Origin of the sequence: Desulfonatronospira thiodismutans ASO3-1, assembly GCF_000174435.1 — a bacterium.
GTDB lineage: Bacteria > Desulfobacterota > Desulfovibrionia > Desulfovibrionales > Desulfonatronovibrionaceae > Desulfonatronospira > Desulfonatronospira thiodismutans.
This window is the reverse complement of record NZ_ACJN02000002.1, coordinates 857,264-872,148: the sequence shown is the minus strand read 5'-3', so window position 1 is coordinate 872,148 and position 14,885 is coordinate 857,264. Positions and strand designations below refer to the sequence as shown.

At 54.8% G+C, this 14,885-nt stretch carries 7 protein-coding genes; 1 reads left to right on the top strand and 6 read right to left on the bottom strand.

Annotated features, from left to right (window positions below):
* Positions 1–122: 122 nt before the first annotated feature.
* Positions 123–1,499: a sigma-54-dependent transcriptional regulator gene (locus DTHIO_RS10140; RefSeq protein ID WP_008870202.1), complete on the bottom strand. Its 1,377-nt coding sequence runs from the start codon at positions 1,497–1,499 to the stop codon at positions 123–125.
* Positions 1,500–1,853: 354 nt separating this feature from the next.
* Here DTHIO_RS10140 and DTHIO_RS19810 point away from each other — a divergent pair, with 354 nt between their 5' ends.
* Positions 1,854–5,051 (top strand): PAS domain-containing hybrid sensor histidine kinase/response regulator, encoded by a 3,198-nt coding sequence (locus DTHIO_RS19810; RefSeq protein ID WP_008870201.1) that lies wholly within the window; start codon positions 1,854–1,856, stop codon positions 5,049–5,051.
* A 268-nt stretch (positions 5,052–5,319) separates the two neighbouring features.
* On the opposite strand, the gene treZ is transcribed toward DTHIO_RS19810, so the two are convergent.
* The 5 genes from treZ to glgX all read right to left on the bottom strand — a co-directional run bounded on the left by treZ (position 5,320) and on the right by glgX (position 14,651).
* Positions 5,320–7,086 carry a malto-oligosyltrehalose trehalohydrolase gene (gene treZ, locus DTHIO_RS10130; RefSeq protein ID WP_008870200.1) on the bottom strand — a complete coding sequence of 589 codons (1,767 nt, stop codon included), beginning with the start codon at positions 7,084–7,086 and terminating at the stop codon, positions 5,320–5,322.
* A gap of 585 nt (positions 7,087–7,671) precedes the next feature.
* Complete coding sequence (locus DTHIO_RS10125) at positions 7,672–8,913, bottom strand: glycosyltransferase (protein WP_008870199.1); 1,242 nt, start codon at positions 8,911–8,913, stop codon at positions 7,672–7,674.
* Complete coding sequence (locus DTHIO_RS10120; RefSeq protein WP_208596401.1) at positions 8,910–9,644, bottom strand: DUF5752 family protein; 735 nt, start codon at positions 9,642–9,644, stop codon at positions 8,910–8,912. The genes DTHIO_RS10125 and DTHIO_RS10120 overlap by 4 nt, the downstream gene beginning before the upstream one ends.
* Before the next feature lie 239 nt (positions 9,645–9,883).
* Entirely contained in the window at positions 9,884–12,559 is a 2,676-nt protein-coding gene (gene treY, locus DTHIO_RS10115; RefSeq protein WP_008870197.1) for a malto-oligosyltrehalose synthase, read from the bottom strand.
* The gene (gene glgX, locus DTHIO_RS10110) at positions 12,549–14,651 is read right to left on the bottom strand and encodes a glycogen debranching protein GlgX (protein ID WP_008870196.1); all 2,103 of its coding nucleotides are present in this window, start codon (positions 14,649–14,651) and stop codon (positions 12,549–12,551) included. Before glgX ends, treY begins: the two co-directional genes overlap by 11 nt.
* Positions 14,652–14,885 lie beyond the last annotated feature (234 nt).

The following is a 14,885-nucleotide window of genomic DNA, read 5'->3' as shown; positions in this document are numbered from 1 at the left end:
GGTGGCTGCACCCTGCAGGGGTCCCTTATAAGCAGCTGCAATTCAAGCGTGATTATTTCAGCATGCTTATGCCCCATGCTTGTCATTTTATTCATACACAACGAACCATGACAGGCAGATCCTCAAGCTTTTCTGGTCAGTCCATATTTCTTGAGTTTGTACTGCAGGCTGCGTCTGCTTATGCCCAGAGCCTGAGCAGTGTTTTCCCGGTGCCCATTATTGGCCTTAAGTGCCTGTTGCAAAGCTGCCTTTTCCGCACTTTCCAGTCCTTCCTTCCCCGGAGCATTCCCGGCAAAATTTCCGGTCGTACCCCCGCCGGCTATACTCTCAGGCAGGTCCCCGGCATCCAGGACATCGCTTCTGCATAGAATTATGGCTCTTTCCACCACGTTTTCCAGTTCGCGGACATTGCCTGGCCAGTGGTAGCTTTTAAGGGCCTGCAGAAAATTATTATTTATGCCCCGCACCTGCTTACGGTTTTTTTCCCCCAGGACCTCCACAAAGTGATTCACCAGAAAGGGCAGGTCTTCCATTCGTTCCCGCAGGGGCGGAACTGTTATCTCCACCACATTGAGGCGGTAATACAGATCCTGCCTGAAATTGCCCTGCCTTACCTCCTGCAGGAGATCCTTGTTGGTGGCTGCCACAAAGCGTACGTCCACCGGGTCTTCCTGCGTGCCGCCCAGGGGCTGGACCACTTTTTCCTGCAGAGCCCGCAAAAGCTTGGCCTGCAGTTGCAGGGGAAATTCTCCTATCTCGTCCAGAAAGAGAGTACCCTTCTCCGCCAGCTGAAATTTGCCCGGTTTATCCTTTGCTGCACCGGTAAAGGCCCCTTTTTTATATCCGAAAAGTTCGCTCTCCAGCAGTTCCGGTGGCAAAGCTGCACAGTTAATGCTTACCAGCGGGCCTTGACTTCTGGGACCGGCCTGATGCAGGGCCCTGGCCACCAGTTCCTTGCCTGTTCCGGATTCTCCGAGTATCAGCACGCTGGCTTCACTTGGCCCCACCTGCTGCACCAGGTCCATGACCCTGTGCATGGCCGGACTCTGACCGATGACCCGGGCCTTTTCCTGCACGCCCTGCAGGCCTTTTCCGGTACGGGCGCTGTCGCGCACAAGCCTGGAATAATCCAGTGCCATCTGGATAACGGATTTTAGCTCATCGATATCAGCAGGCTTGGTCAGATAGTCGAATGCGCCCTGTTTCATGGCATCCACGGCAGAACCTACGCTTCCAAAGGCCGTGAGCATGACCACCTGCACACCGGGATGCAGTCTGTGTATACGCTCTAAGACCTGCATCCCGTCCATGCCGGGCATCTTGATGTCCAGAAGCACCACGTCTATATGCTGCTGCTCCAGCATATCCAGGCACTGCAGTCCATTGCCGGCCTCCATCACCTTAAAGCCCTGGTCCTGCATCACTGCCTTGACCATCATCCTGTGCCCGGATTCGTCGTCCACCACCAGCAGTGCGGGCTTGTCTTTTTCATTTTCCATCAGATAAATCCTGTTATCTGCATGTAAGGCCTGTCTCTACTATGCGTCTTTTTGTTATGCCCAAAGAGCCTTGCTGTTGCTGCGCCGGCCCGGGGCTGTGAGTGAATACTGCCGCACAAATACTGCAGATGACGCTGCATAGTCAATTCCAGTGCCGGCGCAGCAGATGATTAAGAACCCATAAAATCCCGGCACCCTGTTGCCACAGACCTGGCCGGGAAATCTTTACGGCCGAACAGACTTGAACTTAAACTCAAACAGGTCTGTTGTTTTTTCTGTTAAAAAAAGATAGGATAAAGTCAGGATTATGAAAACAGAAAAGATGCCATCCCTGCTGCATCCAAGGAGATTGTAATGCCCAAGAAATCTCCCAGAAAAATGCACGCCAATCCGCTGGAAAAGCCTTGCTTTGAGAGCCCTCAGGACATCCTGATGCATGCCCCTGTGGGCATATTCATCTCAACACCCAAGGGTCTGGCTGTTTCAGCCAATCATGCCCTGAGCCGCATGTTCGGCTATGATTCACCCGACGAATTCACCGGTACTGTCAAGGACATCTGGTCCCAGCTGTATGTGGACTCCGCTGACAGGGCGGAAATCATAAGCCTGGTGCATAAGCAGGGAGCGGTAAACGATCATGAATGCCGGATGCGCCGCAGGGACGGCAGTATTTTCTGGAGTTCCCAAAATATCCGTGCTGATCAGGACCAGCATGGACGACTCAACCATTACCAGGTTTTCATAACTGACATCAGTGCCCGAAAGCAAAGCCCTGAACCTTCGCCCACGGGCCTTACCAGTTATGTACTGGACACAATTCCGGATCTGATTTTCATCAAGGACATGCACGGCGTTTATATAGGATGCAACAGCGCATTCGCCAGCCACCTGGGCCGGGACAGGGATGAGATAACCGGTAAAAACGATTACCAGCTATACAGCGCCGAAATGGCAGACTTTTTCAGAGAAAAAGATAAGCAGGTGCTTAAAAGGGCTGCATCAGGCAGCAATGAGGAGTGGATATCATATCCAGATGGCCGGGAAATCCTCCTGGAAACCCTGAAAACACCATACCGCGACCAGCACGGAAACATCACGGGAATAGTAGGGATAGGCCGTGACATCACCGGTAGAAAGATGGCTGAAAAAGCCCTGGAAGAAAGTGAAAAGCGCTTCAGAATAGTCTTTGAAAATCTTCCTGGAGGTATTTTTATCCATGACCTGGATGGAAAAATTCTCATGGCCAACGATACTGCATGCAAAAATACCGGCTACTCCATGCAGGAACTTTTGAATATGTACATCAAGGACATTGACGTCCATGCCCTGAATCCGGAAGGCAGATTTGAAGCCTGGGATCTCCTCAGGGAGGGTCAGTCCATCTCCGTTGAATCTATGCACACCAGGAAAAACGGCTCTTCTTACCCTACCGAGGTATACCTGAACGCCATGAGCCTGGACGCCAAGCCGGTTATATTTGCCGTGGCCTTCGATATCACTGTACGCAAGCGCATGGAGAAGGCCCTGCAGGAAAGCGAGTCATCATTTAAGATGCTTGCTGAAAAATGTCCTATATCCATCATGCGCTTTGACCGTCATGGCAGGGTCAACTTTGTAAATGACTGGCATATCGACAAATTTGCGTTTAACAGGCTGGACAAGGATTTTTTCCTCAACAGATCGGTTCATGAACTGCCGGGCCTGGTCAACGCCGGAATAGACCATGAAGTTGCAAAAATCTTCAAAGGCCGGACAGTGGAAATGGACGAAGTCTTTTTTCCCGAGTTTGCAGCAGGCGGTCCCGGCTGGGTAAGCATAAGAGCCGTTCCTGTTTACGAGAAAGGGGTGGTTGCAGGGGGCATTCTGATCCGTGAAAACATAACCCAGCGCAAGAAGGCAGATGAGGCCCTGCGCATAAGTGAACAGAAATACAGGCAACTGTTCGAATCATCCCCTGTTTCCCTGTGGGAACTGGACTTCTCAGAAGTGAAAAAGCGTCTGGATGCACTCCAGGCCGAGGGAGTCCAGGATCTTCACTCCTATTTTGCAGGCCGTCAGGAGTTGATCTGGGAAATGGCTGACATGGTGAAGGTGCTCGATGTCAATCAGCAGAGCCTCAACCTCTTCAGGGCCCGGACAAAAAGGGAACTGATGACCGGAATAACCAGTATTTTCGACAAAGAGTCCCAAAACAAAAATTTTATACAGTTTTTAAAGGTGATGGCCTGCAGGGGGCAAGGTGTTGTCGTTGAAAGAGACCATGTAACACTGGACGGACAGAAACTGAAAACCCAGGTCTACTGGTCTGTTGCTTCAGGACATGAGCAGGACTACTCCCTTGTGCTGGCATGCATTGTGGACAACACTGATCTTTTGCAGACCAGGCAGCAACTTTACCAGGCCAAGGAGCAGGCCGTGGCCGCAAACCAGGCCAAATCACACTTCCTGGCCACCATGAGTCATGAAATCCGAACTCCCATCAACGGCATAATGGGGCTGATGCAGCTTATGCAGGACACCACCCAGGACAGGGAACAACAGGAGTATGTCGACCTGGCCCTTACCTCGGCTCAGCGCCTGACCAGGCTTCTATCGGACATCCTGGATCTATCCAGGGTGGAGGCGGGAAAAATGACCATCCAGGAAGAAAAGTTCAGTCCCAGGGATCTTGCCGGGTCCGTGGCCGAGCTGTTCAAGGTCACTGCAAAAGACAGGGGGGTCTCCCTGGAGTGCATCCTGGACCCGGGCCTGCCTGGTGAAATAATCGGCGACCCGGCCAGGGTCCGTCAGATACTGTTCAACCTTGTGGGCAATGCGGTTAAATACTCTGAACATGGAAACGTCAATCTGCACATGACGCCTGTGCCTGCAGGCAGAAATGAAGATATCCGGGTGCTTTTCATTGTCTCGGATACCGGAATCGGCATCCCGGAAGACAGGATCAAAACCCTGTTCGATCCTTTTGTACAGGTGGAGGACTATCAGACCAGAAAACACCAGGGAGCCGGGCTGGGCCTGGCCATCATCCGCCGTCTTACTCAGCTCATGGGCGGCAACATAAGCATTGACAGCACAGAAGGCGAAGGAACCGCAGTGTACGTTGCCCTGCCCTTCAAGCTGCCTGACAAGGCATCCCTGCCGGAGTATGAACAGCAACCGCAGTCAGATGAAACGACTCAGGGTCTGCGCATTCTCCTTGCTGAGGATGACGCATCCAACCAGTTTCCCATGCTGAAAATCCTGGAAAAAATGGGGCACGAGGTGGTGCTGGCTGCAGACGGTCAAGAAGTGCTGCAAATCCTTGAAGAACAGGATTTCAACTGCATCATTATGGACATCCATATGCCCATAATGAGTGGAACAGAGGCAGCCGGCATTATCCGCAGATCCAGAAAAATCGGCAACAATAGAGACATCCCCATCATTGCCCTGACCGCCAGTGCCATGCATGGCGATCGGGAGAAGTTTCTCCAGTCGGGCATGAACGACTACCTGGCCAAGCCGGTGAAGGCGGCTGATCTGCAACGGGTGCTCCAGAAACATGCAGGCTGAAGCCTGCCCTTCCCTGTGCCGCCCGGCATGTAAAGATGCTCTTTCAACGAAGGTCTCTTTACATCATCAAAACAGGTATCCCCGTAACCATTCAGGGGCACTCAGTTGAAGCTCCTGGCACAAGGTCATGGTAGTGATGATATCCCGGATGTGATCCCGGAGTTCAGAGTATGGGTTCTGCGCCCGGTGGAGGTGGTTATGAGGACGCAGTCCTCTACCGTAGGGAGCTCGACCGGGGAAGAAATACTGTTTTTCGGAAATGGCAGACCTAATTTAACCTGCAGCACAACACGGCCACACAGTGTCCGGGCAGAAAAAGGTCCCATCCGTAAAGGGCGGCATCCGCCTGAGAAGCCAGCACTATATGCAGGTTGGTGGCCTGTCCGCCCAATGGGACTGTCTGCTGTGCCGGGGAAAAATTGCAGGCCACACATAATGGACCACGGCGCATAATCAGCCATCTTTTTTCCTCATGGAATTCCACCCTGACCTGTTCAGGGCGTCCGCTGGTCAGCTCAGGATATTCCCGGCGCAGACGAATCAGCTGTTTGTACCAGTTCAGGATTTCCGCATGCCTGTCCTGACTCAGTTCCTGCCGGTCAAGCCTTGAACGGACAAAGGTTTCCGGGTCCTGCGGGTCGGGTATGTCCCCGGGATCCCATCCAAAACCCTTAAATTCCGCCAGCCTTCCGTGGAACACCTCCCTGGCCAGGCCTGCATCCTCGTGGGCTGTGAAATACAGAAAAGGTGTTCTGGCCCCCCATTCCTCACCTTGAAACAGCATGGGGATAAAGGGCGAAGTGAGCACCAGGGCCGCACCCATCTTGAGCTGACCCTGCGTCAGCAGTTGGCTGCTGCGCTCTCCCCGGGCCCGGTTGCCCACCTGGTCGTGATTCTGCAGGCAGCCCACATACCTGTGGCCGCAGATATCCGGAGCAGGACGGCCGTGCCTGCGACGGCGAAACTGCGAATAAATACCGTCATAAACAAAACCTTTTTCCAGGGCCTTGGCCAGGTGGGCAAGATCCCCGAAATCAGCGTAATAGCCCTGGCTTTCGCCGGTGAGGGCGGCGTGCAGGGCGTGGTGAAAATCCTCGTTCCACTGGGCATGCATCCCGTACCCGCCGGCCTGAAAAGGTCTGATGACGCGCGGGTCGTTCAGATCGCTTTCAGCTATAAGCACTAAGTGCCGGCCCAGACCGGCCTCCAGCTCTTTTACTTCCCAGGCCAGTTCTTCCAGGAAATGCCTGGCTGAAAAATCATACAGGGCATGCACCGCATCCAGGCGCAGTCCGTCAAAATGATAATCCCGCAGCCACATAAGGGCGTTTTCAATAAAAAAGCGGCGGACATCATCGCTGTAGGCCCCGTCCAGATTCACTGCATCCCCCCAGGGAGTGCGGTAGCGGTCGGTAAAGTAGGGCCCGAAGCGCGGCAGGTAGTTGCCTCTGGGTCCCAGGTGGTTGTAGACCACGTCCAGGATCACCCCCAGCCCGCGGCTGTGGCAGGCATTGACCAGCTCCTTGAGCTCTTCGGGGTGGCCGTAAACATGATGCGGAGCATAAAGGTTCACCCCGTCATAGCCCCAGCCCCGGCTGCCGGAAAATTCAGCCACCGGCATAAGTTCCACATGGCTCACACCCAGTTCCACTAAGTGGTCAAGCCTGTGCATCACGCCCTTGAATGTCCCTTCCGGGGAAAAAGTCCCCACATGCAGCTCATATATTACAGCCGAAGACAAGGGTACTGGCTGAAATCCCTGGTCACTCCACTCAAAGCGGCGGTGATCCAGCCGCCTGGACTGTCCTTCAATACCCCCGGGCTGCCAGGGTGAGCGGGGATCAGGAAAGGGACCCTCGCCATCAACAAGAAAAGAATAATCCTCACCGTGGCCGGGACTTTCTTCCGCCTGCCACCAGCCATTATCCTGGGGCAGCATGAGCTGTCTGTCCAGCCGGGTAACCAGGTCCACCCTCTGAGCCCTGGGCGCCCAGACCCGAAGCTGCGGGAGGGATGGCTTACAGGCATGATACATGATCAAGCCTCCCCACCGGCACTCCCCAATGGTTCAATGCAACCCCGGCACCCAGTCCTGAAGCTCTCTGATGTTTGCACAAGTACGCCCTGACCTCTCTTATGGCCACAATTACCGTTTTAATATTCATCTCCTGCTCATCTTTTTTAGAGTTGCTGCCTTCTTAAAATAACATGATAAAATAAACACAGTAAACACCGGAAGTCAAACAGACGGAGCTTAGAGTACAGGGAAAAATTATCATTTTAGTAAAAACACAGCGAAACTTATGACTGACCTCCGGGGACTGGCTCTTTTGCCGCCGAATTTTTGAAGCATTTGCAAACTAGCGCGAGTTTATTACGCGCAGCGCAAATTTCGAGGAAATCTTTAATATTTTCAATATGTTTTTCAAACTAAAAATGTATACACTGAAGTAGAAACTATCTTAAAAAACCTTCAAGAGGCAGGGACTACCAGGCTATAGTCGAATCCAGACGGATCAATGGAAAACCTCGCCCTATTGTCCTGGAGCATCTCGGTACTGCTGAAAAACTCCTGAAACAGCTTCAATAAGAGGCAGGACCGCACAAGGTCAAAAGCGTATCATCCAAGCTCAATTCGATATCCAGCACCGTTTTCCAGTCCCACCATAAGGGTCAGGTATTCCCGCAGATGCCGGGTGAGTAAAAAGTTTTCCCGCACGAACTCCCTGGCCTTGTCCCCCATTTCCTGCATACGGTCTCTACGATGCAGAAGATACCGGATGCGCAGGGCCGCCCCCTGTGGAGTACGCACCAGAAAGCCGGTATGGTAGTTGATGACCTGAAGCCGGATACCACCGGTATCCCCGCCTATGACCGGCCGGCCCTTCCACAGGCCTTCGGTCACTGTGAGGCCGAAACCTTCCTTGACGGATTTCTGAATGACGATATCGGCCATGCGCTGCAGGGCATTGATCTTTCGGTGGGCATCCGGCGGCAGAAGCAGAATCTTGACGTCTGGATCATCCCCTGCTGCGGCCCGGACTTCCGTAAGAACGGCCTCGCCCTCAGGATCATCGTCAGCCGTGCCTCCGGCCAGGACCAATTGCAGCCCGGGCGTAAATTTTCTGGCCAGACGATGGGCCTCCACTACCCCCACCGGGTCTTTGAAGCGGTCAAAACGAGACACCTGAAGAACCAGGGAGCGCTCCGGGTCCAGGCCGAACTCCTTGCGTACATCTTCTATCTCCTCCTGAGGCAGATCAATATTCTTGTCACTTAAAGGATCAATACTGGGGGGAATGATATATTCCGGATGAGGCAGGGCCTGGGCAAAATCCGGCAGGGAAAAAACGCTTGCATCATACCCTGACACATGATCACGCAGGTAACGCCATACCGGACGGTAAGGACGGCTGGCGTCAATGTGGCAGCGCCACACCCAGCGCCCCTTTCGCCCGGGACAAAGACCCAGAAGAGGTGCGGGCTGGGGATCATGAATGAAAACAAAGTCAGCTTCTTCCAGGACAGCGCGAAGTTCCTGGGCATTTTCCAGGTTGATCTGTTCATAAACGTCCAGCAGGGGCCGGGAAATTGGTGCGGCCAGCCCCTGCAAAGCATTGTGCATGGCCTTGGTGCACTGATAAAATTGTTCGTTGCCGCTTATGACCTCCCAGCGAACGTCCAGGCCCAGCTCAGCACTCAGAGGCACCAGTTTTTCCAGGATCTCGGCCACCCCTCCCCCTTTGCGGGTGGAGTTGACATGGACCACCTTCATCCCCCGCAGTGGGGCTGCCAGCTGTTTCAGATGGGATACTACATCCTGTCCCGCCACCTTGGCATACGCATCAAGAAGGCTGCTCATGATTTATCCCCCCTGTCCCGGCATTCCAGACAGACCCTGGTCATTTCCTCGCGTATACTGCTCAGACTGGAAAAGAAGGGATCTATCCCGGCCAGTCCCCGGCGCAGTTCAAAGTACGGCTCCTCAAAACCCATAAGCCAGTAGCTGAAATCATCCAGACCACCGGGCACCCGACGCCGGGCGTCAATGAAGTGATAAAAGATGGTGCCCGTAGAAAGTTCGGGGATAACCTCGGCCAGTGCTTCTGGCCGGGCAAGGCGGGTTCCGGTGTCAAAGATGACCAGCTGAGAACGGATAAACTCAAAGGGCCGGAATGCCTGCAGCCAGTGCGCTGTTTCGCTCTCATCCAGCCTTCCCTCGATGGTCTCCAGGAGTTCACGGCGCAGATCCTCCAGATCCCGGTGTTCCACCGGATCGATTACAGCCAGCTGCTCGGCCAGGGCCTGTTCCCGCAGCTGCCTGCGGCACCATACGGCAAAATCATTGTTGAATTCGCGCTCTTCAAAGCGCGCCCCCAGCAGCCCTCCCCAGAAATGGTGGTAGACACTGTCGAGATTCACATCCCTGATGTGATCCCGGAGTTCGGCCAGGGTATGGGCCTTGCGTCCGGTGGCGATGGTGATGAGGGCGCAATCCTTGAGGGCGAAAGGCTCGGGCTGGGATAGATTGCTGATGTTCATGGATTCACCTCTATTGAAAAGGTCTGGATGTATCTGTTTAGCGCTTTGCATGTGGCATGGGGACTGGCTCTTCCGGGACCCACTTGTCCCAAAAAATGAGATATTTTAAGCACAAAATGATGCTCAAGTGGGTCCCGGAGTGCCTGTCCCCTGCTTTCCTTAAAAGCGCTAAACAGATACGTCTGGATGGAGGAAAGCTTGGAATACTATATCTTCATGAAAAAACTTACCGTTTTCATGAATTTCAACAAGATCAAACGAAGTTATGCACTGGACATTTGTCTAATACTTCATTCGGCTTTTACTTCCCGGTCTCGGGCACAAAGCGCCACCGGAAACTTATCCAGCAACCGGGAAAGCTCAATTTTGCCTCCGGCCAATCTCTCCCCGGTCAAGACATTCTCCCAGTCCCCCGGCGGCAGGTCCAGGACGGTATCCTCAAAGTCCCCGCCAAGGCCCAGAACCAGGCGGGGGACCACGGTCAACACGATCTCGCCGCGCAAAAAGGCTACTACATGATCACTCTTCTTTCCCCTGGCATATACCGGCCGATATTCTCCGTCTGGCCCAAAGGCGTGGGGCCGTCTGCGCCGCAGCCCCAGAGCCTGCCTGATGAGCCACATCTTGGGCAGACCCACATTCATGCGCTCCATGATCTCCTGCACCTGGAGTCCGGGCAGCTCCGCCAGGAACATTTGGCGCATTTGAAAATCCACAGGCCTGCGGTTGTCCGGATCCACCAGGCTCATATCCCACAGCTCGCAGCCCTGGTAGATATCCGGCACCCCGGGAAAAGTCATCCGGATCAGAGTCTGGGCCAGGGAGTTCACCCGGCCGGCCGGAATCAGGGGTTCAATGAACTCCTGCATTCCCCGGCAGAATCTTTCATCCTGCATAACAGACCTGGCAAACTCCTGCATCCGTCTTTCATAATCCTTGTCCGGGCTGGTCCATGAGGTATGCTCCTTGGCCTCGCGCAAGGCCTTTTCCAGGTATATCTCCAGACGCTCAGGGCTTATGGGCCATGCCCCGGCCAGGGTTTGATAGATGAAATACTCGGTATTGGGCTCAGGTACTCCGTCAGTTATATATTTTCTGTTCTGCTCATGCCAGGCCTGGACCTGATTACGCCATTTTTCGGGAATCTCGGAAACAAGGCAGAGCCTGGCCCGCACATCCTCGCTGCGCTTGGTATCATGAGTGGAACCGGCCAGAAGGCTTAAAGGCCTCTTGTCCCGGGCCGTTCCGGCCTGCCTGTGAAACTTCTCTAAAGAAGTTCCGAAATGTCCGGGATCGCCTCCCACCTCATTTAAGCAAAGCAGGCGGCTGTAGCGGTAAAAGGCCGTGTCTTCCACGCCTTTGGCCATTACCGGGGCGGTGAACTGCTGAAAGCGCATGGCCAGTTCACCTTCCAAAACACCAGGAATTTCCAGCAGTAAAAGGGCTTCCAGAAAACTCAAAAGCTCCGCATCCGGTTCAGGGGTTTCCTCTGCTGCCAGGGCGATGGCCTCCCTCACGTAATATTTGTCCGCCTGGCTGACCACTGGTTCCTTTTCTCCCGACCCTGTGCGGACATAGCTGCGGTAAACGGGATAATTAGCTCCCACTCTCACCAGGGCTTCCTGAAGCTCATGCCGTGTATAGTCGCGGTGCCTGCGGTGTTTTTCACAGACGGCTACGAAAAGAGAAGTCAGCCTGTTGAGTTCACTGCCCAGAAGCTCCCTGATGACCTTTTCCTTGCATACCCGGACCAGTGCCTTGAAATCCTGGTCATTACCACAGAAGGAGACATAAAAATCGGTTAGCAGATCCTCTTTGGACTGATCCACAAAGAGCCCGGTCACCAGGTTCAAAAAATCATAACCGGTGGTCCCCTCAATGGGCCAGTCAGGAGGCGCTTGTTCCCCGGGCTCCAGGATTTTTTCCGCCACAATCCAGACCCCGGGGCAGGTGTCCCGCAGACGCTGGAAGTACCCGGCAGGATTGCGCAGCCCGTCCGGATGATCAATCCTTAGGCCCTGAACACTGCCCTCCCGTACCCACTTCAGGGGCAGGGAGTGCGTGGCGGCAAAGACATCCTCATTTTCCACCCGCATCCCGGCCAGGGAATTGATGTCGAAAAAACGCCGGTAACCCAGGTCCCGTCCTGCAGTACGCCACCAGGCCAGGCGATAGTTCTGCTCGTCCAGGATACGGTCCAGGGCGTCCGGATCCTGGTTGACTCTGTCTACTTCCCCCTCTATGGCCATCCGGGGCCCCGGCTCGGCACAAAGACCGGTCAGAAGACCGGCTATTACAGCCTTGTCCCTGTGCCGGCGCATGACTTCCCTGCGTTTTGTAACCGTAGGCCGGGGCAGCCTGGAGCAGCAGCCGGCCAGAAAACCCAGCAGATCAGAGCCGCAATTGTGAGCAGCCCTGGCCAGAAGGCCGGACAGGCTGCAAGGGTCCACTGGAAAGCTGTGTTCATGATACTTCAGGGTGAATTCTCCCTGGTCCTGAACCAGGCGCAGTTCCCCGGCTTCCAGGACCCGGCCGTAATGATCCCCCAGAACCGGCAGCAGCACCCTGTTGGGCCAGCGGTCTTCAGAAGAGTCCCAGTCCACGTCAAAATATGAGGCATAAGGACTGGACGGTCCGTTTTCCAGGACATCCCACCACCACGGGTTTTCCCGCCCGGGTATGGCCATGTGGTTGGGGACCAGGTCCAGGACCTGTCCCAGGGAGGCCTGTTTCAGGGCCTGAAGCATCGCCCGGTGCCCTGACTCTCCTCCCAGGCCGGCATTGACCCGGGTGGGATCAACTACGTCGTATCCATGAGTACTGCCCGAGGCAGCCTGCAGATAAGGGGAGCAGTATATATGGCTTATTCCCAGCTCAGCCAGGTAGGAAATAATTTCTGCTGCAGCAAAAAAATCAAAGTCCTGGTGCAGCTGAATTCTGTAAGTGGCCCTTGGTTCAGGAAACATGGCGCAGCACCACCATGCAGCGGGCAGCCACGGCAATCTCCTCACCGGCCTGAAGGATCTTTTCCTCTTCCAGCCAGCCGCTTAGAGTATCCATTTCCAAACGCCATGAACCGCCCCAGGTATCCGGTGGCAGAGTGAACTCCAGTTCTTCGTAATGGGCGTTGAAGATAAGATAAAAACTGTCGTCTGTCACCGGTTCCCCTTTGGGATTGGGGTTGGGGATGGCTCCGCCGTTGAGGTAAACTCCCAGGGACTTGGCAAACCCCGAGCCCCAGTCCTCCTCGGACATCTGCTCTCCCAGATGGGTGAACCAGGCGATGTCGGTTATTTCCAGACCGTGTATTTCACGGCCGTGAAACCAGCGCCTGCGCCGGAACACCGGATGTCTGTGAAAATAACTGATGAGCTTCTCTGTGAAGGCCAGCAGATCCAGGTCCGCGTTTTCCCAGTCATACCAGGAAATCTCGTTGTCCTGGCAATAGGCGTTGTTGTTGCCCTGCTGGGTGCGGCCCGTTTCGTCTCCGCCCAGGAGCATGGGCACTCCCTGGGACAGGATCAAAGTGGCCAGGAAGTTGCGCTGCTGCCTGGCCCGCAGGGCCAGAACCTCCGGATCGTCAGTGGGTCCTTCCGCTCCGCAGTTCCACGAGCCTTCGTCGTCGTGGCCGTCGTTGTTGTCCTCGCCGTTGGCCTCATTATGCTTGCGGTCATAGGATACCAGGTCCCGCAGGGTGAATCCGTCATGGGCGGTGATGAAATTGATGCTGGCAAAGGGCTGCCGGGAGTCGTCGGCATACAGATCCGGGCTGCCGGTGAGACGGTAGGCGAACTCCCCCAGGGTCTGATCCCTCCCGGCCCAGAAATCGCGCACGCAATCGCGGTACTTGCCGTTCCACTCCGACCACACCGGAGGGAAATTGCCCACCTGGTAGCCGCCCTCGCCCACATCCCAGGGCTCGGCAATGAGCTTGACCTGGCTGATGACCGGGTCCTGCTGGATAAGATCAAAAAAGGCAGAGAGCCTGTCCACGTCGTGCAACTCCCTGGCCAGGGTGGAGGCCAGGTCAAAGCGGAATCCGTCCACGTGCATTTCCAGGACCCAGTAGCGCAGGGAGTCCATGAGCAGCTGCAGGACGTGGGGATGACGCATATTCAGACTGTTGCCCGTGCCGGTATAATCCATGTAATAGCGGGCATCATCGGGCATGGTCCTGTAGTAATAGGCGTTGTCTATGCCCTTGAAGGACAGAACAGGCCCCAGGTGGTTGCCCTCTCCGGTGTGGTTGTAGACCACGTCCAGGATGACCTCCAGGCCTGCCTGGTGCAGATTCTTGACCATCTGCTTGAATTCGGCCACCACCTCGCCGGGCCTGTTGCCCGAGGCGTACTCACTGTGCGGGGCGAAAAAGCCTATGGAATTGTAACCCCAGTAGTTGCGCAGGCCCTTGTCCACCAGGTGCTTGTCATGGATAAAGTAATGTACCGGCATAAGCTCCACTGCGGTGATTCCCAGCTTTTGCAGGTGCTCCACTGCCACCGGGTGTCCAAGACCCGCATAAGTACCCCGGATATTTTCCGGAATTTCCGGATGGCGCATGGAGAACCCCTTGACATGGGTCTCGTAAATCACTGTCTCGTGCCAGGGACGGCCAAGAAGCCGGTCTCCGCCCCAGTCAAAGTCCGGCTGGTGCACCACGCTTCGTGGCATAAACGAGGCGCTGTCTTTATCATTGCGGCTTTCCGGACCGTCTTGAAGGTTGTAGGGAAAAAGGGCTTCATCCCACTTTATCTGCCCGTCCACCGCCTTGGCGTAAGGGTCCAGAAGCAGCTTGGCCGGGTTGCAGCGGTGCCCTTCTTCAGGCTGCCACGGCCCGTGCACGCGAAAACCGTAATGCTGGCAGGGTTCAATCTCTGGCAGATAGCCGTGCCAGCAGTGCCCGGTTACCTCCGGAAGCTCAACCCGGGTCTCCTGACCGTCAGCATCAAAAAGGCACAGTTCCACCTTTTCAGCTATGCCGGAGAAAAGTGAAAAATTGGTTCCAGATCCGTCGTAAGTTGCCCCCAGAGGATACGGGGTGCCCGGCCATACTTTCATGTCTTGTTCCGGCTTCATGTATTATTTGTTGTTGAAGGACATCAAAACCATCCGCATTATTTATAGCCCATCCGTTTAAAAAATGCCAAGTAAAATTATTTGTAACTGTTCACCATGATAACGGGGTTTGTCGGGGTCGGTATCGGAATCGGGATCGGTATCGAAGCTGTTGGGGAAGGCCCAACGCAACTTTGGCTTTCGGTTTTCTATCGACCCCGACCCCGATACCGACCC